General features: G+C 45.8%; 18 protein-coding genes, 2 tRNA genes and 2 pseudogenes. 5 read left to right on the top strand and 17 right to left on the bottom strand.

The features are described from left to right. Window positions 1-779: IS4 family transposase (locus tag D908_RS02670; protein WP_005526922.1), on the top strand; the 779-nt coding region annotated here is incomplete at its 5' end. Between the two features lie 45 nt (window positions 780-824). On the opposite strand, the gene nlpI is transcribed toward D908_RS02670, so the two are convergent. From nlpI to rlmE, 15 genes and pseudogenes are all read right to left on the bottom strand, one after another. Beyond that, on the bottom strand, window positions 825-1,736 hold the full coding sequence (nlpI, locus tag D908_RS02675) for a lipoprotein NlpI (RefSeq protein WP_005526921.1): 912 nt from the start codon (window positions 1,734-1,736) through the stop codon (window positions 825-827). A 114-nt stretch (window positions 1,737-1,850) separates the two neighbouring features. Then, window positions 1,851-3,979, bottom strand: a pseudogene (gene pnp / locus D908_RS0119930) (polyribonucleotide nucleotidyltransferase). A gap of 313 nt (window positions 3,980-4,292) precedes the next feature. Further along, a complete protein-coding gene (gene rpsO, locus D908_RS02680; RefSeq protein ID WP_000055655.1) occupies window positions 4,293-4,562 on the bottom strand; it encodes a 30S ribosomal protein S15 in 270 nt (89 codons plus the stop codon). 141 nt (window positions 4,563-4,703) lie between these two features. Next, window positions 4,704-5,642 (bottom strand): tRNA pseudouridine(55) synthase TruB, encoded by a 939-nt coding sequence (gene truB / locus D908_RS02685; RefSeq protein ID WP_000124033.1) that lies wholly within the window; start codon window positions 5,640-5,642, stop codon window positions 4,704-4,706. Beyond that, on the bottom strand, window positions 5,642-6,040 hold the full coding sequence (gene rbfA, locus D908_RS02690) for a 30S ribosome-binding factor RbfA (RefSeq protein ID WP_001123655.1): 399 nt from the start codon (window positions 6,038-6,040) through the stop codon (window positions 5,642-5,644). Before rbfA ends, truB begins: the two co-directional genes overlap by 1 nt. A gap of 101 nt (window positions 6,041-6,141) precedes the next feature. Beyond that, window positions 6,142-8,838, bottom strand: coding sequence for a translation initiation factor IF-2 (gene infB / locus D908_RS02695; protein WP_000192205.1), 2,697 nt, complete (start codon window positions 8,836-8,838; stop codon window positions 6,142-6,144). A gap of 23 nt (window positions 8,839-8,861) precedes the next feature. Further along, window positions 8,862-10,349 (bottom strand): transcription termination factor NusA, encoded by a 1,488-nt coding sequence (nusA, locus tag D908_RS02700; RefSeq protein ID WP_005526919.1) that lies wholly within the window; start codon window positions 10,347-10,349, stop codon window positions 8,862-8,864. Window positions 10,350-10,367: 18 nt separating this feature from the next. Continuing rightward, window positions 10,368-10,823, bottom strand: a complete 456-nt coding sequence (rimP, locus tag D908_RS02705) for a ribosome maturation factor RimP (RefSeq protein ID WP_000147146.1) — start codon at window positions 10,821-10,823, stop codon at window positions 10,368-10,370. 210 nt (window positions 10,824-11,033) lie between these two features. After that, window positions 11,034-11,110: transfer RNA gene (locus D908_RS02710), tRNA-Met, on the bottom strand. Window positions 11,111-11,163: 53 nt separating this feature from the next. After that, window positions 11,164-11,247, bottom strand: a tRNA-Leu gene (locus tag D908_RS02715). Between the two features lie 25 nt (window positions 11,248-11,272). Further along, the gene (secG, locus tag D908_RS02720) at window positions 11,273-11,608 is read right to left on the bottom strand and encodes a preprotein translocase subunit SecG (RefSeq protein WP_005526917.1); all 336 of its coding nucleotides are present in this window, start codon (window positions 11,606-11,608) and stop codon (window positions 11,273-11,275) included. Between the two features lie 255 nt (window positions 11,609-11,863). Beyond that, window positions 11,864-13,203: pseudogene (gene glmM / locus D908_RS0119925) on the bottom strand (phosphoglucosamine mutase). Window positions 13,204-13,228: 25 nt separating this feature from the next. Beyond that, entirely contained in the window at window positions 13,229-14,062 is an 834-nt protein-coding gene (gene folP / locus D908_RS02725) for a dihydropteroate synthase (RefSeq protein ID WP_005526914.1), read from the bottom strand. A 70-nt stretch (window positions 14,063-14,132) separates the two neighbouring features. Further along, window positions 14,133-16,076, bottom strand: a complete 1,944-nt coding sequence (gene ftsH, locus D908_RS02730) for an ATP-dependent zinc metalloprotease FtsH (protein ID WP_032467721.1) — start codon at window positions 16,074-16,076, stop codon at window positions 14,133-14,135. Between the two features lie 109 nt (window positions 16,077-16,185). Then, window positions 16,186-16,815, bottom strand: a complete 630-nt coding sequence (gene rlmE, locus D908_RS02735) for a 23S rRNA (uridine(2552)-2'-O)-methyltransferase RlmE (protein WP_000043218.1) — start codon at window positions 16,813-16,815, stop codon at window positions 16,186-16,188. A gap of 119 nt (window positions 16,816-16,934) precedes the next feature. On the opposite strand from rlmE, the gene yhbY reads away from it, so the two are divergent. Next, window positions 16,935-17,231, top strand: a complete 297-nt coding sequence (gene yhbY, locus D908_RS02740) for a ribosome assembly RNA-binding protein YhbY (protein ID WP_001054291.1) — start codon at window positions 16,935-16,937, stop codon at window positions 17,229-17,231. 64 nt (window positions 17,232-17,295) lie between these two features. On the opposite strand, the gene greA is transcribed toward yhbY, so the two are convergent. Further along, a complete protein-coding gene (greA, locus tag D908_RS02745; RefSeq protein ID WP_005515721.1) occupies window positions 17,296-17,769 on the bottom strand; it encodes a transcription elongation factor GreA in 474 nt (157 codons plus the stop codon). Between the two features lie 563 nt (window positions 17,770-18,332). Between greA and D908_RS02750 the strand changes: the two genes are divergently transcribed. Beyond that, entirely contained in the window at window positions 18,333-19,364 is a 1,032-nt protein-coding gene (locus D908_RS02750; RefSeq protein ID WP_005526909.1) for a porin, read from the top strand. Between the two features lie 97 nt (window positions 19,365-19,461). Then, complete coding sequence (gene dacB / locus D908_RS02755) at window positions 19,462-20,907, top strand: serine-type D-Ala-D-Ala carboxypeptidase (RefSeq protein ID WP_005526907.1); 1,446 nt, start codon at window positions 19,462-19,464, stop codon at window positions 20,905-20,907. 103 nt (window positions 20,908-21,010) lie between these two features. Here the strand turns inward: dacB and tyrS are convergent, their stop codons facing one another. Next, window positions 21,011-22,198: a tyrosine--tRNA ligase gene (tyrS, locus tag D908_RS02760; RefSeq protein WP_005526905.1), complete on the bottom strand. Its 1,188-nt coding sequence runs from the start codon at window positions 22,196-22,198 to the stop codon at window positions 21,011-21,013. Between the two features lie 130 nt (window positions 22,199-22,328). On the opposite strand from tyrS, the gene D908_RS02765 reads away from it, so the two are divergent. Continuing rightward, window positions 22,329-23,624, top strand: a complete 1,296-nt coding sequence (locus tag D908_RS02765) for a peptidoglycan DD-metalloendopeptidase family protein (RefSeq protein ID WP_000949656.1) — start codon at window positions 22,329-22,331, stop codon at window positions 23,622-23,624. Window positions 23,625-23,675 lie beyond the last annotated feature (51 nt).

Genomic DNA, 23,675 nt, shown 5'->3' with positions numbered 1-23,675 from the left:
TGCAGTATAAACTGACTCACCAACAACGGTTTGTTGTGCGCTCAATGATAAGCCGGCATATTGAAGAAGCTGAAGGTAAGTTGCATCTGTATGGCAAGTCTTTACAAAGCGCCGGAGAACGACAGGTCGAAGTGGTACAAAAAGGCGGTCGTAAAGGCAGAGTGGCAACTTGTGAAGTCCGTTTCTCGCCGATCACCCTGAAAATGCCGAGCAACAAAGAGGGGGTAAGTACTCCGTTGTTTTATGTTAGCTGCATAGAAAAAGATAATCCGGATGGATTGTGCTGGCACTTGCTGACCTCGGAGCACATTACGACGCAGAAACAAGCGTTGACCATTTTGGAGTGGTATGAAAAACGTTGGCTGATAGAGGACTTCCATAAATCCTGGAAAAGCGGAGGCACACAGGTTGAAGACCTGCGCTTGCAAAACAAAGGAAATCTGGAGCGGATGATTGTCATTCTGGCGTTTATTGCAGTGCGGATCCAGCAGCTTCGTCATCTTGGTCAGCAACAAGAAGTGGCCGAGGAACAAAGCTGCGAAGCTTTACTGGGCAACAAAGCGTGGAAATTGTTATGGCTAAAGGTAGAAAAAAGCAAACCGCCGAAACACGCGCCAACAGTGCGCTGGGCTTATCTTAGCCTAGGGAAATTAGCTGGGTGGCACGATAGTAAACGAACAGGAATAGTGGGCTGGGAGCGACTTTGGGAAGGATGGTTCAAACTACAAACCATCCTTGAAGGTTATGAGCTTGCAATGTCTCTTGAGCATGAAATGTGATCAAGAGACAGGCAACATGCGGCTTTTTATCATCAGAAAATGACGTTAGTGTGTCGACGATGCGGTTTTTGCTCTCGCCAAATGCTCTTCACGCACTTGCTGATAAATACGTCCTAACTCAAGAAACGAGTAACGGTGCTCAACATATTCATACACATTGAATGAAATCGCCAACTTATAAAGTGATAACGCATGAGCCAGTTCACCTTGCATTTGATAACGCTTGCCAAGATAGAAATAAGCTTCTGTTAACCGTTGCGCTAAGAGGTCGTTTTCCCGTGAGCCTGCGATGATGGCTTTAAAGGCAATTTCTTCTGAAAGCTGATCCAACATCAAACCCACCAGTACCCATCCCCACTGTTCATCATGCTGTTTATAACGCTCCAGCAGATCGGCACGTGCTTTCACGGCATCTACATCACTCTCGATGATGTACAGCCACAGTGCGCGAAATGGATCTTGCGGGTCTTGCTCGTAATGTTGCTTAATTTCTTCAAGTGCCAGTAGTGGCCGCTCTCCGTAGTAAAGCGCAATCGCACGGTTACGCACGGCATACTCATTACTCGGATCCAGATCCAACGTTGAATCAAAGGATTCATACGCCGCATCAAACTCGCCCACTTCGGTGTAATACACCCCAAGCAGATTAAACACATCGGGTTGTGCCGGATTGATTGCTAAAGATTGAGTAAAATCAAGCCGTGCCAAGTCGCGTAATCCAACACTATCGTAATAGTTACCGCGCTCGAAAAGCATTTTTGCACGCACTTCCGGCTCAAGATCCGTTCGCTGCAACAATTGGGTTAAGCGGGCAATTTGAACTTCTTGCTGAACCGATGCTTGCAGTGGTACCGCCATGGGAGGATAGAACCACTGCGTTGAAGATTCAGGCTGTGAAGCACATCCAGAAAGCAGAGCCAACCCTATCACCGCGATCGGGAATCGAAACCATTTCACTCATCGTACTCCTGTGGGATTTCGCATAAAAAAGGGAGCGAATAACGCTCCCCTTTATAACACGCTTTTCTTCTGAAAAGTAAAGGCCGTGTTGTTTTTGCCGTAAACGGAAAATTATTCCGCTTGTGGTGCTACTTCAGCTGCAGCTTCCACTGGCGTTTCAACCGCTTCTTTCATACTTAGACGAACGCGGCCTTGGCGGTCGATTTCAAGTACTTTAACTTGAACTTCTTGACCTTCAGTCAGGTAGTCAGACACTTTCTCTACACGCTTGTCAGCGATTTGAGAGATGTGTACCAGGCCATCTTTACCAGGAAGAATCGTTACAAACGCACCGAAATCCGCCAGACGAGCAACTTTACCCGTGTAGATAACACCCACTTCAACTTCTGCAGTGATTTCTTGAATACGACGAATCGCTTCTTTCGCTTGATCACCGTCAGTTGCTGCGATCTTGATAGTACCGTCATCTTCGATCTCGATCGTAGTGCCAGTTTCTTCAGTCAGCTGACGAATTACCGCACCGCCTTTACCGATCACGTCTTTGATCTTATCTACACTGATTTTCATCGTGTGGATACGTGGAGCAAATTCAGAGATATCACTACGTGCAGCAGAGATCGCTTGATCCATCACAGACAGAATGTGCAGACGAGCACCTTTTGCTTGGTTCAGCGCGATTTGCATGATCTCTTTGGTGATACCTTCGATCTTGATGTCCATCTGCAGTGCAGTAACACCTGTTGCGGTACCCGCTACTTTAAAGTCCATGTCGCCCAGGTGGTCTTCATCACCCAGAATGTCAGACAGAACTACGAAATCATTTTCTTCTTTCACCAGCCCCATTGCGATACCCGCAACAGAAGCTTTGATTGGTACACCCGCATCCATCAGAGCCAGAGATGAGCCACACACAGAAGCCATTGAAGATGAGCCGTTCGATTCAGTGATCTCAGAAACCACACGTACAGTGTATGGGAACTCGTCTACTGAAGGCATAACTGCTGCGATACCACGCTTCGCCAAACGGCCGTGACCGATTTCGCGACGCTTAGGAGAACCTACAAAGCCAGTTTCACCTACACAGTATGGAGGGAAGTTGTAGTGCAGTAGGAAGTGGTCTTTCTTCTCGCCAGTCAGTTCATCGATGATCTGTGCGTCACGTTGAGTACCCAGAGTTGCTGTTACCAGAGCCTGAGTTTCACCGCGCGTGAACAGAGCCGAACCGTGAGTACGTGGCAGAACGCCAGTACGTACATCAAGAGCACGAACCATGTCTTTTTCACGGCCATCAATACGTGGGTTACCCGCGATGATGCTACGACGTACAACAGTTTTTTCCAGATCGTGGAAAATAGTGTGAATCTCTTTTGCATCCAACGCTTCGTTTTCAGCCAGCAGAGCCGCGCTCACTTCAGCACTGATTTCATGGATGCGATCATAACGCGCCATCTTCTCAGTGATTTGGTACGCTTCAACCAGACGTGTTTCTGCTAGAGCAGCCACTTTCGCTTTCAGCTCAGTGTTTTCAGCTGGAGCAACCCATTCCCATGCTGGTGTTGCAACTTCTGCTGCGAATTCGTTGATTGCATTGATAACGGCTTGTTGTTGATCGTGACCAAACACAACCGCTGCCAGCATCTCTTCTTCAGTCAGAATTTGAGCTTCTGATTCAACCATCAGACTGCGTTGTCAGTACCCGCAACCACCAGATCCAGACGAGACTGTTTCAGCTCTTTTTCACTTGGGTTCAGAACCAGTTGACCATCAATGTGGCCAACACGAGCTGCACCGATTGGGCCATTGAATGGAAGGCCAGAAATCGCCAGCGCTGCAGAAGTACCGATCATCGAAATGATGTCAGGTTGTACGTCTGGGTTAACAGAAACTACAGTCGCAATCACTTGCACTTCGTTAGTGAAACCATCTGGGAACAGTGGGCGAATTGGGCGGTCGATCAGACGTGCAGTCAGCGTTTCGCCTTCAGAAGGACGACCTTCGCGCTTAAAGAAACCACCAGGGATTTTACCTGCAGCGTAAGTACGCTCTTGATAGTTCACTGTCAGAGGGAAGAAATCTTGACCAACAACGGCTTCTTTCTTACCAACTACGCTGACAAACACCGCGGTGTCGTCCATGGTTGCCATAACTGCTGCCGTTGCTTGGCGAGCCATAACACCGGTTTCTAGAGTAACGGTGTGGTTACCGTACTGAAACGTTTTTACTACTGGTTTTTCGAACATGAGTATTCCTTATTCTCAGGACAAGCCTGAAATCAAATCATCAATACTCAAAGCACTACGAATCGCGACTAGTAAAAAAAGACTGAAACTTGGGGAAATATTCGAAAGAACAATCTGTTTTTAATAGCCGCGACCTTTTGGTCGACTGCGGTGACGGTAATGCCATGAGTACAAACTTGCTCAGTCACGCAGACTGAACGGCGGGTAGTATAAACTACTTAACGGAAGGATAGCTAATTTAGAGTGCAAATTTAGGCTGCAAAAAAGGGGCTTTCGCCCCTTTTCTGTACAAACTGTGCTTTGCAGCGACGAATTAACGACGCAGGCCTAGACGTTTGATCAGATCTTGGTAACGAGACAGATCTTTGCCTTTCAGGTAGTCCAGCAGCTTACGACGGCTTGAAACCATGCGCAGCAGACCACGACGGCTGTGGTGATCGCCTTTGTGTGCTTGGAAGTGACCTTGCAGGTGGTTGATAGAAGCAGTCAGCAGAGCTACTTGTACTTCTGGTGAACCTGTGTCATTTTCACAACGTGCGTATTCAGCAACGATTGCTGCTTTAGTTTCTGCATTCAGAGACATAATTCTCTCCTAAAGAGTTTGAGGTTTAAGTTTGTGTCAGCCAATCTCTGATTCAGCCGACACGAGAAGCGCGAATTATAGGGAATAATCCTGACTCGCACAAGCGGAATGTCTCGCCATAAAACGAGCCATCCAGCGAGTTTATTCGCCGTAAACGACCAAGCGTTTCGGCGCTACCTTACCGTTATCGTCAATCTCGCCAACGCCAAGGAACAACTTCTGCTCACCGCCAGTAATACGCACCATACCATCGGTTGGCGCACCAAAAACCTGCACCGCTTGCCCATGCTGCACAAGCTGCATCAGCTCTGGGATCACGTTAACTTCAGGTAAGGCTTCCACAGCGGTATCCATCGGCAGTAATAGCGGATCGAGAACTTCAGAAACCGTCTTTTCATCACGATGAGCTTGTTCAACTAATGCATTGAGCTGCTCTAGTGTTACCATTCGTTCATACGGATAGTTAGCAACACCGACACGGCGCAGCATAGTCACATGCGCGCCGCAACCCAGCATTTCACCCAGATCATCGACAATGGTACGGATGTAAGTGCCTTTTGAGCAGTGCACTTCCATCTCCACTTCATCACCTTCAAAGCGATGCAGTTCAATCTCATACACGGTAATTTTGCGCGCTTCACGAGGCACTTCAATCCCCTGTCGAGCGTATTCGTAGAGAGGACGACCTTGGTATTTCAACGCTGAGAACATGGACGGAACTTGATCCGTTTCACCACGAAACTTATCAATACACGCGATCAGAGTGTCGCGCTCCACGTTGACAGGGCGCGTTTGTACCACTTGCCCATCAGAGTCTGACGTATCGGTACGTTCGCCTAATTTTGCGATCACGCGATAACGTTTATCGGAATCAAGCAGAAATTGGGAGAATTTGGTCGCTTCACCTAGACAGATCGGCAGCATGCCCGTTGCCAGAGGATCTAGCGCTCCGGTGTGGCCTGCTTTTTCAGCGCCGTAAAGGCGTTTTACTTTTTGCAAAGCGTCGTTGGAAGAAATGCCCGTCGGTTTATCCAACAGAATCACACCGTGAATAATCCGACCTTTACGTCGACGAGCCATTACGCTTCGTCCTCATCGCGGCCAGCTTCATGCTTGCGGCGCTTGTCGCTGTTGATAACTTCGGTCACAAGGTTAGACATACGCATACCTTCTACCAAAGTGTTGTCGTAGTAGAAGCGAATTTCTGGCGTCAAACGCAAGCGAATTTGCTTGCCTAGCATCATGCGGATGTGCACTTCGTGCTCACGCAAAGCAGCCAAGCAAGATTCTGGTGTTTGCTCACCGATGCACAGGAAAGTCACGAACACTTTGGCGTAAGCCAGATCGCGCGACACTTCTACATCAGAAATGGTCACCATACCCAGACGAGAATCACGCACTTCACGTTGCAGGATCATCGCCAGTTCTTTTTGTAATTGCTGTGCCACACGCTGTGTGCGGCTAAATTCTTTCGGCATATCGTTTCTCACTGATAGAAAGAATGGGGGGATGGTCTTGGCCAGCCCCCCATGGTGTATTCAACAACCTACATTGCCTTGATTAATGCAACAGTAGTTGATTAGTCGATGGTACGTTGGATTTCGATCGTTTCGAATACTTCGATCTGGTCGCCGACGCGAACATCGTTGTAGTTCTTAACACCGATACCACACTCGTAACCATTCTTAACTTCTGCAACGTCATCTTTAAAGCGACGCAGAGATTCCAGTTCACCTTCGTAAATTACTACGTTATCACGCAGTACGCGGATAGGAGCATTACGTTTGATGACACCTTCAGTAACCATACAGCCTGCAATCGCGCCCAGTTTTGGTGACTTAAATACGTCACGAACTTCCGCCAGACCGATGATCTCTTGCTTGAACTCAGGAGAAAGCATACCGCTCATCGCCTGTTTCACTTCGTCGATCAATTGGTAAATGATTGAGTAGTAACGCAGATCGATGCTTTCAGCTTCAATCGTACGGCGAGCTGATGCATCAGCACGTACGTTAAAGCCGACAACGATAGCGTTAGAAGCAGCAGCCAGCACCACATCAGTTTCAGTGATACCACCTACACCAGACCCCACGATGTTCACTTTCACTTCTTCTGTAGAAAGTTTACGCAGAGAATCAGCAATCGCTTCTACAGAACCTTGTACGTCAGCTTTCAGTACAATGTTCAGCTCAGCCACATCGCCAGCAGTCATATTAGAGAACATGTTCTCCAGTTTAGACTTCTGTTGACGAGCCAGTTTCACTTCACGGAACTTACCAGCACGGTAGTTGGCCACTTCACGCGCTTTACGCTCATCACGTACTACGGTTGCTTCATCACCAGCGGCAGGAACACCTGACAGACCTAGGATTTCAACAGGGATTGATGGGCCAGCTTCTTCAACTTCGTTACCGACTTCATCACGCATTGCACGAACGCGGCCATATTCTTGACCACACAGAACAATGTCACCCTTACGCAGAGTACCTGATTGAACCAGAACCGTTGCTACAGGGCCACGGCCTTTATCCAGACGAGATTCGATCACCACGCCTGAAGCCATGCCTTGTTTGACTGCTTTCAGTTCAAGAACTTCAGCTTGCAGCAGGATAGCTTCTAGAAGACCTTCAATGTTCGTACCTTGTTTCGCAGAGATGTGAACGAACATGTTCTCACCGCCCCACTCTTCAGGCATAACGTTGTACTGCGCCAGTTCGTTTTTCACGTTATCTGGGTTCGCAGTGTCTTTATCGATCTTGTTCACGGCAACGATCAGTGGAACACCAGCCGCTTTCGCGTGTTGGATTGCTTCCACGGTTTGTGGCATTACGCCATCGTCCGCTGCAACAACCAGTACCACGATATCCGTTGCTTGCGCACCACGAGCACGCATTGCAGTAAACGCCGCGTGTCCTGGAGTATCTAGGAAGGTAATCATACCATTTGGTGTTTCAACGTGGTAAGCACCGATGTGCTGAGTAATACCACCCGCTTCACCAGACGCAACGTGTGTACGACGAATGTAGTCCAGTGTTGACGTTTTACCGTGGTCAACGTGACCCATGATGGTCACAACTGGCGCACGAGAAACTTCGTCGAACTTGTCATCACGATCCGACAGAATCGCTTCTTCCAATTCGTTTTCTTTACGCAGTACCACTTTGTGACCCATTTCTTCTGCTACGAGTTGAGCAGTTTCTTGATCGATCACTTGGTTAATGGTCGCCATTGCGCCCATTTTCATCATCACTTTGATCACTTCTGTTGCTTTCACTGCCATTTTTTGTGCCAGTTCAGAAACAATGATCGTTTCACCTATCACAACATCCGCTTTCGCTACAACAGCCGTTTTATCAAAACCATGCTGCATTGAGGTTGGTTTATTGATACGGCCTTTACGACCCGCTTTGCCACCACGAGGGCGAGCGTCACGTTCTTGGTTGTCATCGCGAGAAGACATCTTTCTCTTATTCGCTTTTGTGGAGCGACGACGAGCACCTTCTTCGTGAAGATCTGCCTCGTCTTCGGCTTCGCGTGCATATTGCGAAGTCGTTACATGGTAATCAGTGTTTTCTTGCATATCACCTACAGTCTCTTTTTCAGCAGACCAACGCTCACCATTTTTTTCAGCCAATTCGCGTACTTTTTCAAGTTGACGGCGACTTTCCTCTTCGGCCTTACGTCTTGCTTCTTCTTCCTGGCGACGTTTTAGCGCCTCGGCTTCTTTGCGCGCTGCTTCTTGCTTCAATTTTTCTTCGTCAGAACGTGGTTGAGTTGTGGCTTGCGCTTCGCGCTTCGCTTTTTCTTCTGCAACACGTTTTGCCTCTGCTTCACGTTTTACTGCTTCTTCTGCTTCACGTTTGGCTTTTTCCTCTGCCGCACGCTTAGCCGCTTCTTCAGCTTCACGTTGTGCTTGCTCTTCCGCCGCACGCATTGCGGCTTCTTCCGCTTCGCGTGCCGCATCATCGTCAACAGAACTGCGCTTAACATACGTACGTTTTTTGCGCACTTCAATCTGAACATTCTTACTTTTGCCGCCACCTGCGTTAACGCTCAGTGTACTGCGGGTTTTACGCTGGAGTGTCAGACGCGTTGGCTCAGAGCCTGTCGCATCGCCGTGCTCTTTACGCAAATGAGCCAGCAGTTTTTGCTTCTCATCTTCAGATACATGATCTGCAACAGCCTTGTTCATTCCTGCATCAGCAAGTTGCTCTAATAAGCGGTCTACTGGTGTACCAATTTCTTCACTCAGTGCTTTAACGGTAATTTGTGTCATGCCGCTTCCTCCCCTTGCTGAAATTATGCGTCTTCACCAAACCAACAAATGTTACGAGCAGCCATAATTAGCTCACCCGCACGCTGTTCGGTCAGACCTTCAATGCCTTCTAAATCATCCACACCTTGGTCAGCCAGATCTTCCAGTGTCGCAACACCTTTCGCTGCCAGTTTGAATGCCATTTCGCGTTCTAGTCCTGCCAGTGCAAGCAGATCTTCTGCTGGTTCAAGACCTTCGAACGACTCTTCTTTTGCGAGAGCAATCGTAGTTAATGCTTCTTTCGCGCGGCTACGTAGTTCTTCCGCGAGATCTTCATCCATACCATCAACATCAAGTAGCTCATTCATTGGTACGTAAGCGATCTCTTCTAGTGTAGAGAAACCTTCTTCAACCAGAAGCTCTGCAAAGTCTTGCTCAATATCGAGGTACTTCATGAAGTTCTCAATAGATGCCATTGACTCTTCTTGGTGCTTCTTCTGCAGATCCGCTACTGTCATCACGTTCAGTTCCCAACCAGTCAGTTGAGAAGCGAGACGTACGTTTTGACCGTTACGACCGATCGCTTGTGCGAGATTATCCGCTTCAACTGCGATATCCATTGAGTGCGCATCTTCATCAACGATGATTGAAGCGACATCAGCCGGAGCCATTGCGTTGATCACAAATTGCGCCGGGTTATCGTCCCACAGCACGATATCGATACGCTCACCGCCCAGTTCACCAGAAACCGCTTGTACACGTGCACCACGCATACCAACACACGCACCCACAGGGTCAATACGCTTGTCGTTAGTTTTCACTGCGATCTTGGCACGAGAGCCTGGATCACGTGCTGCCGCTTTCAATTCAATCAGCTCTTCACCGATTTCAGGAACTTCAACACGGAACAATTCCGCCAACATTTCTGGTTTAGAACGAGTGATGAACAGTTGGAAACCACGGGCTTCTGGAGCCACTTTGAACAGTAGACCACGTACTCGATCGCCTGGACGGAAGTTTTCACGTGGCAGTTGATCTTCACGCAGGATAACCGCTTCGGCGTTGTTACCCAGATCCAGAATCACTGTCTCACGGTTTACTTTCTTCACTACACCAGTAACCAACTCACCTTCATTATCGATGAATTGTTCAACGATCTGCGCACGCTCAGCTTCACGTACTTTTTGTACGATAACTTGCTTAGCCGTTTGAGTGGTAATACGGTCGAAGGTTACAGACTCGATCTGATCTTCAATGTAGTCACCCATTTGCACTGATTCATCATCAAAGCTTGCTGCTTCAAATGAGATCTCTTTGGTTGGATTCTCAACATTCTCAACCACTAACCAGCGACGGAAAGTTTCAAATGCGCCAGTTTTACGATCGATCGCAACGCGAACATCGATCTCAATTTCATATTTCTTTTTAGTTGAAGTCGCTAACGCAGTTTCCAGCGCTTCAAAAATACGCTCACGAGGTACCGCTTTCTCGTTAGAAACCGCCTCAACTACCGCTAAAATTTCTTTACTCATTGTTCTAGCCTCAAAGACTTAAAATTTAGGGATCAGGTTAGCTTTTGAAATGTTGCTCAGAGCAAAATGTTCTTCTTGCCCATCCACCATCACAGCAACAGTTTCACCCTCAATAGATTGAATGATACCTTTCCACTTGCGACGATTAGCAACAGCCATCTTCAAAACGATGCTGACCTCGTGACCAATAAACTGCTCGTAATGTGCTGCTTTAAAGAGTGGTCTTTCCAGACCAGGAGAAGACACTTCAAGGTTATAAACGACCGAAATAGGGTCTTCAACATCCAAAACTGCACTCACTTGGCGACTTACTTCTGCACAGTCTTCCACAGTGATACCGTTTTCGTGATCAATAAAGATACGTAGTGTGGAATGTTGCCCTGCACGGACGAACTCTAATCCAACCAACTCGTAACCTGCAGCAACCACCGGAGCTTCAAGCATTTCAGTAAGTTGTCTTTCTAAACCAGTCATCTAAACCACTCCAGAAACAAAAAAAGGGCTTAGAGCCCAATTTAAATACCAAGCAAATATCTAAAAACCTTAAAAAAGGAAATTTAGATAATAAAAAACCCCGATTAAGTCGGGGTTTTTTATTGCTGGACCCTGATAAATTGAGAATCGCTTCTCAACTGCAGTGAGGTTAACACTGCCAAACTTGCCTCTCTAAACATCAAGAGAGATTGGTTGCGGGGGCCGGATTTGAACCAACGACCTTCGGGTTATGAGCCCGACGAGCTACCAAGCTGCTCCACCCCGCGTCCGACTTGTGAGCATTATACGCTCAACAAGGTGATTTACAAGTTTGTAAACATGGTGCCGAGAGAGGGACTCGAACCCTCACACCTAAGGCGCTAGCACCTCATGCTAGTGTGTCTACCAATTTCACCATCTCGGCATATTTTTAGTTATCTTGAGATAACTTAGTGAGGAATTTCGTCACTGTTTTTAGCTGGAGTTTCACTCACTGTGTCATCAGCTTGCTGAATCACTTGACCTTGTGAAGGATCAACCCATTGTGATTCAGTTTTGTGAGTGGACATATTGCCAAGCACAAGACTGATAACAAAGAAAATCGTTGCAAAAACTGCAGTCATTCGGGTTAAGAAATTACCTGAGCCACCAGCACCAAACACAGTGTTTGACGCGCCAGCACCGAATGAGGCTCCCATGTCTGCGCCTTTACCTTGTTGAATCAACACTAGGCCAATGATAGCAACCGCTGCCAACAGGTAAATCACAAGTAGAACTGTAAACATTACTTCCACCTATGTTCATATTTGTTGAGCTAGCGCCGTTCGTATCATTTGACTCGAACAAGGCCAGCGACCTTTCTCTCCGAAAGCGGACGCAATACTAACGAATGGTTCCGAGGCTGACAAGAGGTATTTTCTAAAAAAAATCACTTTCCGATTTAATCGCTCAAAAAACTCGCACAACAACGGTTTTTCAAGTATTTCTACAATTCCTAGCGCGAAATCAATCAACTAGGAATCGTAGAAATCAACAGGCAGCTAGCAGTTATCTTTCACTGCTTGAGCAATTTTCAGTGCAGACTGCTTAACAAGTGCATCATCTTCACCTTCTACCATCACACGGATCAGTGGTTCTGTACCCGACTTACGCAGTAATACACGGCCTTTGGTGCCCAATTCAGCTTCAACTTCAGATACAGCAGCTTTAACGCTTCAGCTTCGAGTGGATTGCTATCGCCTGCAAAACGCACATTCTCCAGAACTTGTGGATAAAGTGTCATACCTTTGGTCAATTCGTGAAGAGTCATCTCACTACCCACCACAGAAGCTAGTACTTGCAAGCCAGCAACAATCGCATCACCTGTAGTCACTTTATCAAGCAAAATCACATGACCTGAGTTTTCAGCACCAATCTTCCAGCCTTTCTCAAGTAACTTTTCCATCACGTAGCGATCGCCTACCGCTGCACGAGCAAAGGGAATGCCAAGCTGTTTTAGGCCATTTTCCATACCAAGGTTGGTCATCAATGTACCCACAACCCCACCTTTGAGCTCACCACGACGCAGTGCATCGCGAGCAATGATGTAGGCAATTTGGTCACCATCCACTTTATTACCTAAATGGTCAACCATGATGATACGGTCGCCATCACCATCAAACGCAAGACCAAGATGTGCTTTTTCTTCAACAACGCGTTTTTGCAGCGCACGAACGTCCGTTGCACCAACTTGATCATTGATGTTTAGACCATTTGGTTCAACACCCATGGCAATCACATCTGCACCTAATTCACGAAATACATTAGGCGCAATGTGGTAAGTCGCACCGTGCGCACAGTCAACAACCAATTTCAAACCGGATAGACTGAGTTTTGATGGGAACGTACTTTTACAGAATTCGATATAGCGCCCAGCGGCATCGACCATACGTGAAGCTTTACCTAATTCAGCAGACTCAACGCATTCGATCTCTTTATCCAGCTCCGCTTCAATCGCCAATTCAATTTCATCAGGCAGTTTTGTACCTTCATAAGAGAAGAATTTGATGCCGTTGTCGTAGTATGGGTTGTGCGATGCAGAAATAACGATACCCGCTTCAGCACGGAAAGTTTGTGTTAGGTAAGCCACAGCTGGTGTTGGCATAGGGCCCGTAAAGGTAGCTTTGAGCCCTGCTGCTGCAAGCCCAGCTTCTAACGCTGACTCCAGCATATAACCAGAGATACGAGTATCTTTGCCTATTATGACTTTTTTAGTGCCTTGTTTTGCCAAAACACGTCCAGCCGCCCAGCCAAGCTTAAGTACAAAATCAGGAGTAATTGGGTACTGGCCAACTTTGCCGCGCACCCCATCAGTGCCAAAGTAACGTCTTTTATCAGACATTTGTGTTTCCTTTACATTATTGTTTTTACAAATTGCTATATGTCATTTGCACCATTTTGAGTGCATCTATCGTCTGTTCCACATCGTGAACACGAATAATTTGTGCACCTTTGGTCGCGGCTATGGTGGCACAAGCCACACTGCCAGCAACACATTCGGCAGGCTGTTTATTCAGTGTTTTAAAAATCATAGACTTACGTGACACACCAGCTAAAACTGGCAATCCAAAACGATGAAACTGTTCTAAATGTGCGAGCAAATGATAATTGTGTTGAATCGATTTTCCAAAGCCAAAACCGGGATCCAAGATAATATTCTCACGCTTAATACCCGCCGCTTCACATACTGCAATTCGTTCGGCTAAGAATTGGCAAACCTCTTCGATAACATTGTCATACTGAGGCGACGCTTGCATGGTGCGTGGCTGTCCTTGCATGTGCATAATACAGACTGGAACTTGAGCTTGAGCCGCCACTTCTATGGCTCCCGGCTCTTGCAATGCACGCACATCATTAATGATATCGGCCCCTGCAGCAATGGCTTGGCGCATCACTTCGGCTTTACTGGTATCAATGGAGATCCATACCTGTGAGTTCTGCTCGCGAATGGCCTGAATGAGCGGAATAACCCGCTGTAATTCCTCCTCTAATGTCACCTCTGGTGCACCTGGTCGGGTCGATTCACCACCGATATCAATAATCGCAACACCAGCCGCGATCATTTCTTGTGCTCTAGATAATGCTTTATCTAAATGGATATAACTACCGCCATCAGAAAACGAGTCAGGGGTAGTATTCAAAATTCCCATAACGACTGGAGAGTGCAGCTCAAGCTGCTTATTGGCGTAACTGATTTTCATCGTTCTAAAAATTCGCTCCCTTGCAAACACAAAACCCCGAACGAGTCGGGGTTTAGGGTTAAAAGTGAAGTTATTCAGTATCTTTTTTGTCGCTTGATGTCGTCGCATCTGATGAGGAGACATCAGAAGTAGCTTCGACCTTAACTTCCGGCTCTGCTTTTACTTCCGGTTCAGGTTGAGATTTTGCTTGATCACCCCAACCAGCTGGTTCGCGAATTACCGCTTTGCGAGCCATTAGATCGTCAATTTGACCAGCATCGATCGTTTCATACTTCATCAATGCATCTTTCATAGCATGCATAATGTCCATGTTATCAACGATGATTTGACGTGCACGTTCGTAGTTACGATCAATGATTTTGCGAACTTCATCATCAATCAATTTCGCAGTGTCATCAGACATGTGTTTAGTCTGTGTCACACTACGTCCAAGGAACACTTCACCTTCGTCTTCAGCATACAACATTGGCCCAAGTTTTTCAGAGAAACCCCATTGAGTCACCATCTTACGTGCGATTTCTGTAGCACGTTCAATATCGTTTGATGCACCTGTTGAAACTTTCTCTTTGCCGTAAATCAGCTCTTCAGCAAGACGACCACCATACAAACTGGAGATCATAGATTCCAGATGTTGTTTCGACATACTAACGCGATCTTGCTCAGGCAAATACATGGTAACACCCAGTGCACGACCACGAGGGATGATAGAAACCTTGTACACAGGATCATGCTCAGGCACTAAACGCCCCACAACCGCATGACCAGCTTCATGATAAGCAGTCGATTCTTTAATCTCTTCAGACATCACCATAGAGCGACGCTCTGCACCCATCATGATTTTGTCTTTTGCCAGTTCAAACTCAACCATAGAAACGTTGCGTTTGTTACCTCGAGCGGCAAACAGGGCGGCTTCGTTAACTAGGTTAGCAAGGTCTGCACCAGAGAAACCTGGTGTACCACGTGCAATCAGTGACGGTTCTACATCATTCGCTAGAGGTACTTTGCGCATGTGAACTTTAAGAATCTGCTCACGACCACGTACATCTGGCAAACCAACCACAACTTGGCGGTCAAAACGGCCCGGGCGCAGTAAAGCAGGGTCAAGAACATCAGGACGGTTGGTCGCTGCAATCACAATGATGCCTTCGTTGCCTTCAAAACCATCCATTTCAACCAGCATTTGGTTTAGCGTTTGTTCACGTTCATCATGACCGCCACCAACACCAGCTCCACGTTGGCGACCTACTGCGTCAATTTCATCGATGAAAATGATACAAGGTGAGGCTTTCTTTGCTTGTTCAAACATGTCACGCACACGAGATGCACCGACACCTACAAACATTTCCACGAAATCAGAACCTGAAATAGTGAAGAAAGGAACTTTGGCTTCACCAGCAATCGCTTTAGCCAACAGAGTTTTACCTGTACCAGGAGGACCAACCATTAGAACACCAGTTGGGATCTTACCGCCGAGTTTTTGGAAACGGCTAGGATCACGTAGGTAATCCACCAGTTCTTTCACATCTTCTTTAGCTTCGTCACAACCAGCGACATCATTGAAAGTGGTTTTGATCTGCTCTTCGCTCATCATACGCGCTTTGCTTTTACCAAATGACATGGCACCTTTGCCGCCGCCACCTTGCATCTGACGCATGAAGAAAATCCAAACCCCAATCAACAGAATCATTGGGAACCAAGAGATGAAAATAGTACCAAGCAAGCTTTGCTCTTCTGGAGGCGTACCTTGCACTTTGACATCTTGGTTAATCAAGTCATCGAGGAGCTTTTGATCATAAACCGGCATGTAGGTTACATAACGGCTGCTCCCTCCACGACGCATGAAAGTAATTTCACCGTTGTTGAATTGGGCTTCCTGAATCTGGCCTTGACCAACTTCTTTTACAAATGTGGTGTAATCGACTGATCTGCCGCTGTTTTCACCAGGGCCGAAACTCTGGAAAACAGACATTAAAACGACAGCAATCACAAGCCACAGGATTAAATTTTTTGCCATGTCACTCAAGGTGTAAGCCTCGCGATAACTAATTGTAATTAAAAGGTAGGGTACTACAGTTTGTAGCTAGCGGCTATAGGGTCTACTTGACCACCAAATGGTGAAATAGTTAACCTTTGTAACCAGTCGCTACGATAAAAACTTCTCGTGAACGTGATCTTGATGAGTCCGGTTTACGAATCTTAACCACTTTAAACAGGTCTCTGACCGCTTTGACATAATCATCAAAGCCTTCGCCTTGAAACACTTTCACCACAAAACTACCATTCGGAGCCAGAACTTGTCGACACATATCCAGTGCCAATTCGACAAGATACATAGCTCGTGGTTGATCAACCGATAGGTTACCTGCCATATTCGGTGCCATATCAGACATCACCACATCCACCATTTCCGGTTGGATGCGATCCAATAATGCATTGAGTACCGCTTCTTCGCGAAAGTCACCTTGCAAAAAAGAAACACCTGCAATTGATTCCATAGGCAAAAGGTCACAAGCGATCACGCGTCCACCCTCACCCACAACTTTCGCTGCAAACTGTGACCATCCACCCGGTGCTGCACCAAGGTCGACCACGGTCATACCTGGTTTGAGAAGTTTGTCTTTATTTTGGATCTCTTCTATTTTGAAGATAGCACGAGAACGGAAGCCTTTCTTCCTAGCTTCGTTAGCATATTTGTCGTCAAAATGCTCTTTTAACCAGCGAGTTGAACTCGCCGAGTGTTTCTGTTTACTCATTTTGTTCCTAACTAAGTCACCGCTATCCAAGAAAGTCTGGTAGAAAATATAGTCTTCTAGAATAGATGGCGTTAAAATGACGGTTTTCAACCCTAATATTAAATAAATTTGGCCGCGTAATGAACCTAAGCAACAAACAAAAGCAGCATCTGAAAGGCTTGGCACACAACTTAAAACCTGTTGTGTTAATGGGCGCAAACGGATTAACAGAAGCTGTGCTGGCGGAAATCGAAATTGCGCTTGATCACCACGAACTGATTAAAGTTAAAGTCGTTTCGGAAGATCGTGAAACTAAGCAATTGATCGTTGACGCAATTGTTCGCGAAACTGGTGCTGAAAAAGTACAGGTAATTGGTAAAGTTCTTGTACTTTATCGCCAGTCTCAGCAACGCAAAATCGAATTGCCACGCAAATAGTCAGCCAATAGATGAACAAAAAAGGTCGCATCTGCGACCTTTTTTAATTTTCGAATGACTAGGTTTATAGGTACTCAACACGGTCAATTTCGAAAACTTTATCACCGCCAGGCGTTGCAATTGCAACTTCATCGCCTTCAAACTTACCAATCAAGCCTCTTGCGATTGGTGAGTTAACTGAAATACGACCAGATTTGATATCAGCTTCATCGTCACCCACGATCTGATACGTTTTCTCTTCATCCGTATTCACATCGATAACAGTGACAGTAGATCCAAAGATCACTTTGCCTGAATTATCCATGCCAGTGACATCGATCACTTGAGCTACTGACAGCTTATATTCGATATCACGAATTTGTGCTTCACAAATACCCTGCTCTTCACGTGCAGCGTGGTACTCCGCATTTTCTTTCAGATCGCCAAGCTCGCGAGCTTCGGCAATCGCTTCAGTAATTTTTGGTCTGAGTTTTAAGAGTCTATCGAGTTCTTCACGCAGTAGTTTTTCACCACGCACTGTCATTGGAACTTTTTCCATCATCTACCTCTGCGCCAAAGTCTTTCTTTGGACAATAAAAAATTACCCAACATCCTAAACCGGGTCGGGTCTGTGTTGAACCATTTGGATTAATCAAAGTGTAAACAAAGTTAAGAGCTAAATCATCCAAATTCAAGATTTGCGAGATGAATTTACTCGAAATCCTATTTGCGCTTTTTATATGTGATCTTAAGCACAATTAAAAAGGGGGAAATTTACTCAATCACAGTAAAAAAAAATAAAAAAAATGACTTTCACCCTTAAAAAAAACAACTGAAACCACCAACGCAAAACCATTTAAAATCAATGAGTTGATAATTTTTTACCAACAATAAAACAGTGTTCATAAGTCAGATTTATATCATTTTACTAACTGATAGCGGAACTTTGGGAGTACAAAAATACCCACGAAACTGGCAAAACGATCAAGTTCCTTATGTTTGTCAAATTTTGACATATTTATGACATATGAAACTTGATTTATAGCCAACTTCGATAGACGATACGTGCGTCGCAAAATCAAGCAAATCAAATTTATGGACAATAAATTAGGACTTAATAAGATGAACAAGACTCTGATTGCTCTTGCTGTATCAGCTGCTGCAGTGGCTACTGGTGCTTACGCTGAAGGCATTAACCAAAGTGGTGATAAAGCGGGTTCAACCGTTTACAGCGCGCAAGGAACTTCTCTGGAGATCGGTGGCCGTGCAGAAGCGCGCCTATCTATGAAAGATGGTAAAGCGGAAGACAAATCTCGTGTACGTCTGAACTTCTTGGGTAAAGCTGAAATCAACGACAACCTGTACGGTGTGGGTTTCTATGAAGGCGAATTCACTACTGCTGACAACGGCAGCACTGATAACAAAGGTAGCCTAGAAAACCGTTACACCTACGCTGGTATCGGCGGTACTTTTGGTGAAGTGACTTACGGTAAAAACGACGGCGCACTGGGCGTAATCACTGACTTCACTGATATCATGTCTTACCACGGTAACTCAGCAGCAGACAAAATCGCTGTTGCAGACCGCGTAGACAACATGTTGGCATATAAAGGTCAATTTGCTGACCTAGGCGTGAAAGCAAGCTACCGTTTTGCTGATCGTACAGAAAATACTGCTGCCGACAAATACGAAGACAACGGTCAAGACGGTTACTCACTGTCTGCTATCTACGCATTCGGTGACACTGGCTTCAACGTAGGTGCTGGTTATGCAGATCAAGATGAGCAAAACGAATACATGCTAGCTGCTTCTTACCGTATGGAAAACCTGTACTTCGCAGGTCTATTCACTGACGGTGAAAAAGCTGCAACTAACGGTGATTACACTGGTTACGAGCTGGCTGCTGCATACAAACTAGGCCAAGCTGCGTTCACTACAACTTACAACAACGCAGAAACTAACAGCGAAACTTCAGCAAATAACTTTGCTATCGACGCGACTTACTACTTCAAGCCTAACTTCCGTACTTACATCTCTTACAACTTCAACATGATTGATTCTGGCGATGTGTTGGGTAAAGTTGGTGGTAACGGTGTAGCAACTAAGATCGACGCTGAAGACGAACTGGCTATCGGTCTACGTTACGACTTCTAATTGTTGACTTAACGTCACACGCCAAACGCCTGCTAACTAGCAGGCGTTTTTCTATCTGGCTATACTTCAGCAACGTTCTCTCTGGAAGTTTTTGGCAATGTCTTTACCAATCAAGCCTCGTTGGCTCTTACTCTTTTTCGGCTTACTTTGCGTTTCCTCTGTTTATGCTGAAAGTCTAGTCAATTCGGCCATCAACAAGCTCCCAGCAGGATCTCGTTATGCATTAATGGTAGAAGATACTGTTTCAAAGGAAACAACACTCGAACTCAATACACATCTTTATTACCCCCCTGCAAGCACACAAAAAATTTTGACCGCACTCGCTGCAAAATTAGAGCTGGGCGATGAATTCCGCTTTCGTACCGATTTAGTCCGTTCAGGACAAGATTGGGCAATTGAATTTTCTGGAGACCCCACGCTGACTACCGCCCATCTAACGGCATTATTAAAAGAGCTTAAATCACAAGCTGGTGGAAAAATTAATGGTGACTTATGGCTGGATAACAGCATTTTTAGCGGTTATGAGCGTGCCGTTGGTTGGCCTTGGGATATTTTAGGCGTCTGTTACAGCGCACCAGCGAGTGCTATTAACCTTGACGGAAATTGCATTCAAGCTTCGATTTATACTGAGAAACAGGGTAAAACGCGTGTCTATGTTCCTGAGCAATACCCTGTTCATGTTCAATCTCAAGCCATTAGTGTCAGTAAAAGCGAACAAGAAAGCCTACTGTGTGATTTAGAACTCACGACGAGCTCTGAGAACCACTATAAATTAGATGGCTGTTTAGCTGTGCGTGACAAGCCTTTACCCCTCAAATTTGCTGTTCAAGATACTGGGCTTTATGCTCAACGTATCGTCTATCGCCTACTCGCCCAGCTTAATATTGAACTCAAAGGTGAAGTTAGAGTTGGCAAAGCGAATTTTAAGCAAGTACAGAAAATCGCTTATCATCAGTCAGAGCCATTACCCGTTCTGCTCAAAACCATGCTGCAGGAATCGGATAACCTGATTGCGGACACCTTGACCAAAACCTTAGGTCATCATTTTTATCTGCAACCTGGTAGTTTCTCCAATGGTACGCAAGCGATTAAGCAAATCTTTTATTCCAGAACGGGGATTTCGTTAGAGGATACTCAGCTAGCTGATGGCTCTGGCCTTTCGCGTAATAACCGAATGCGCCCACAAGTAATGCTCGATACATTGCGCTATCTGTATCAACATGACGCAAAACTAGGTTTGATTGATCTGCTGCCTTCGTCTGGTGAATCCGGCACACTACAATACCGACGTAGTATGCGAGCACCACAAATCAGTGGGCAAATAAAAGCCAAAAGTGGTTCCCTCTATGGTACCTATAACATGGCAGGGTTTGTTGTTGATGAAAACAATCACCCGACAACGCTATTTGTACAGTTTGTGACCGACTATTTTCCACCTAAGCCCAACCCTGAAGTTGCTGTAGAGTCGCCTATCATTCAATTTGAAACTCAGCTTTACCAACAGTTGATTGAACTGAATCGATTGGCCTCTCAACCCAATTAGCCCAAGGGTTTCAATGAGTAGCTCATCGTAGACTATGAATATTTAACGCTAATAAAAAAGCGCCTTTCGGCGCTTTTTTATTATATAGAATCGAGTGAAAACGTTACTTGATTGTCACACGAGCAAACTTACGTTTGCCAACTTGATAAACAGCGGTACCGCAAGCTGGTACCAGTTTTGCGTCTTCTAACTTTTCACCATCAAGTTTAACTGCGCCTTGCTTGATCATACGCAGCGCATCAGAGGTTGAGGCGACAAGGCTTGCATCTTTGAGCAGATTCGAGATAGCAATACCTGAGTCGAATTCAAATTCTGGCATTTCCTCTGGCATCGCACCTTTCTGGAAACGGTTGATGAACTCTTGCTCTGCAGCATCCGCATCGGCTTCAGTATGGAAACGAGCAATAATCTCTTTCGCCAGTAAGATCTTGATGTCACGAGGGTTAGTTCCATTCGCCACATCTGCTTTGAACTGAGCAATTTCCTCTAACGGACGGAAAGAGAGCAGCTCGTAGTAGCTCCACATCAGATCATCAGAGATCGACATGATTTTGCCAAACATTTCACTTGGAGCTTCGCTCACACCGATATAGTTGTGCGCCGATTTGGACATCTTCTTCTCGCCATCCAGTCCCACCAGCAGCGGCATCATCAATACCACTTGTGGTTTTTGACCGTTGGCTTTTTGCAATTCACGTCCCATTAGCAAGTTAAACTTCTGATCAGTACCGCCTAGCTCCACATCGGTTTCCATTGCGACTGAATCGTAGCCTTGTAGCAGAGGATACATAAATTCATGAATCGCAATTGGCTGACCATTGTTATAACGCTTTTTAAAATCGTCACGCTCTAACATACGAGCCACTGTTTGGTTTGAAGCCAGACGGATCATGCCTTCTGCACCAAGTTGTGATAACCACTCAGAGTTAAATTGAATCTTGGTTTTCGCGGGATCAAGAATCTTGAACACTTGCTGCTTATAGGTCTCTGCATTACGCAGTACATCTTCGCGAGTCAGTGGTGGGCGAGTGGTGTTTTTGCCTGTTGGATCACCGACCATTCCAGTAAAGTCACCAATCAGAAATGTCACGTCATGACCTAAATCCTGGAAAGTACGAAGCTTATTGAGGATTACTGTGTGGCCTAAATGGATATCCGGAGCCGTTGGATCTGCACCCAACTTAATTCTCAACGGACGATTTTCTTTGAGCTTAGCGATTAACTCTTCTTCTGGAATCAGCTCTTCAACACCACGTTTAATCTCAGCTAAAGCGGCTTCAATACTCGCCATTCTTGTTCACTCCCACAGATTTGGCAAAAATATGATAGTGGGACATATTACTTGAATAGCGATGCATTTTGAAACCAGTTAGACTATTCCACAGCGATTTTGTTAGTAATTAAATGAATTTGAACTGAATATGCTTTCACTTTTCACTCGTCTCCCTTGGCTGCACCGCGTGTTAATCACCGCTTTTAGCGCCATTATTGTTTTTGCCGTTTTTTTTCTTCCCAATGCCGAAAGTTTACGCAACCCCAACTCCCAATTAGAAATCGGCCGTCATTACCCTATCACTCTAGATAACGAGCTTTTTTCCACTAATGATGACCCACAAGCACCAACCGCTTTGTTACGCTGGGAAACATATCAAGTACGGAATGGTGAAAGTGCTGCGGTGCTGTTTCAGCGAGCAGGTCTCTCTTCTCGAGTTCTTTATGAGTTGACCTCAAGTAACAGTGACATCAACAGCCAGTTATCCAAATTGATGCCGAAAGACGAGTTGAAATTTGGTTTTGATGAAAACAATCAGTTAGTTCAGCTTAAGCGTACCATTAGCCCCTACGAAACCTTTGTTGTTACTCGTTCTGATTCCGGTTTTACTTCCGAGTTTGATAAGAAAGAAGTTTTCTATCAATTCAATTACGCAGAAGCAAAAATCACCTCCAGCTTCTGGAATGCCGGGATGGCGGCGGGTCTGAGTGCAAACCAAATTATGGAATTGGCGGGTTTATTTGGTTGGGATATCGACTTTGCACTCGATATTCGTGAAGGCGATCAGTTCAAATTGCTTTACCAAGAAAAAATCGTGGAAGGCACTGTGATTGGCCGAGGTAATATTATTGCTGCAACCTTTACCAACCAAGGCTCCACTTTTACCGCAATTTTAGATGACAACACTGGTAACTATTACGATGAAAATGGCAGAGCGATGAAAAAAGCCTTTTTGCGCTCACCACTCGATTTCCGTCGCGTTTCATCTAACTTTAATCCTCGCCGCTTGCACCCTGTTACCGGGCAGGTTAAAGCACACCGAGGTACCGATTATGTTGCCCCTGTTGGCACTCCTATTTGGGCAGCAGGTGACGGTGTAGTTGAGAAATCAAGCTACAACCAATTCAACGGTAATTACGTCTATATTCGCCACAGTAATACTTACATTACCAAGTACCTACACTTACAGCGCCGATTGGTAAAAACAGGACAGCGAGTGAAGCAAGGACAGAGCATTGGTACATTAGGGGGGACAGGACGTGTTACTGGGCCACATTTGCACTACGAGTTTTTGGTGAACGGTGTACACAAAAACCCTCGTACTGTTGAGTTGCCACAAGCACAATCACTGAGTGGTAAAGCAAAAGAAACCTTTATTGCTAACGCCAAACAACGAATGGCCAAACTGGAGCGTTACAGTCAGTTGCTTTACGCTAATCAGTAAGATCTCTGTTTCTCTCATGATAAAGGCCAGCATTCAATGCTGGCCTTTATT

This window comes from Vibrio mimicus CAIM 602 (assembly GCF_000338875.1).
Classification (GTDB): domain Bacteria; phylum Pseudomonadota; class Gammaproteobacteria; order Enterobacterales; family Vibrionaceae; genus Vibrio; species Vibrio mimicus.
Note: the sequence above shows the minus strand (reverse complement) of the source record. Positions and strands in the feature narration are given on the sequence as shown.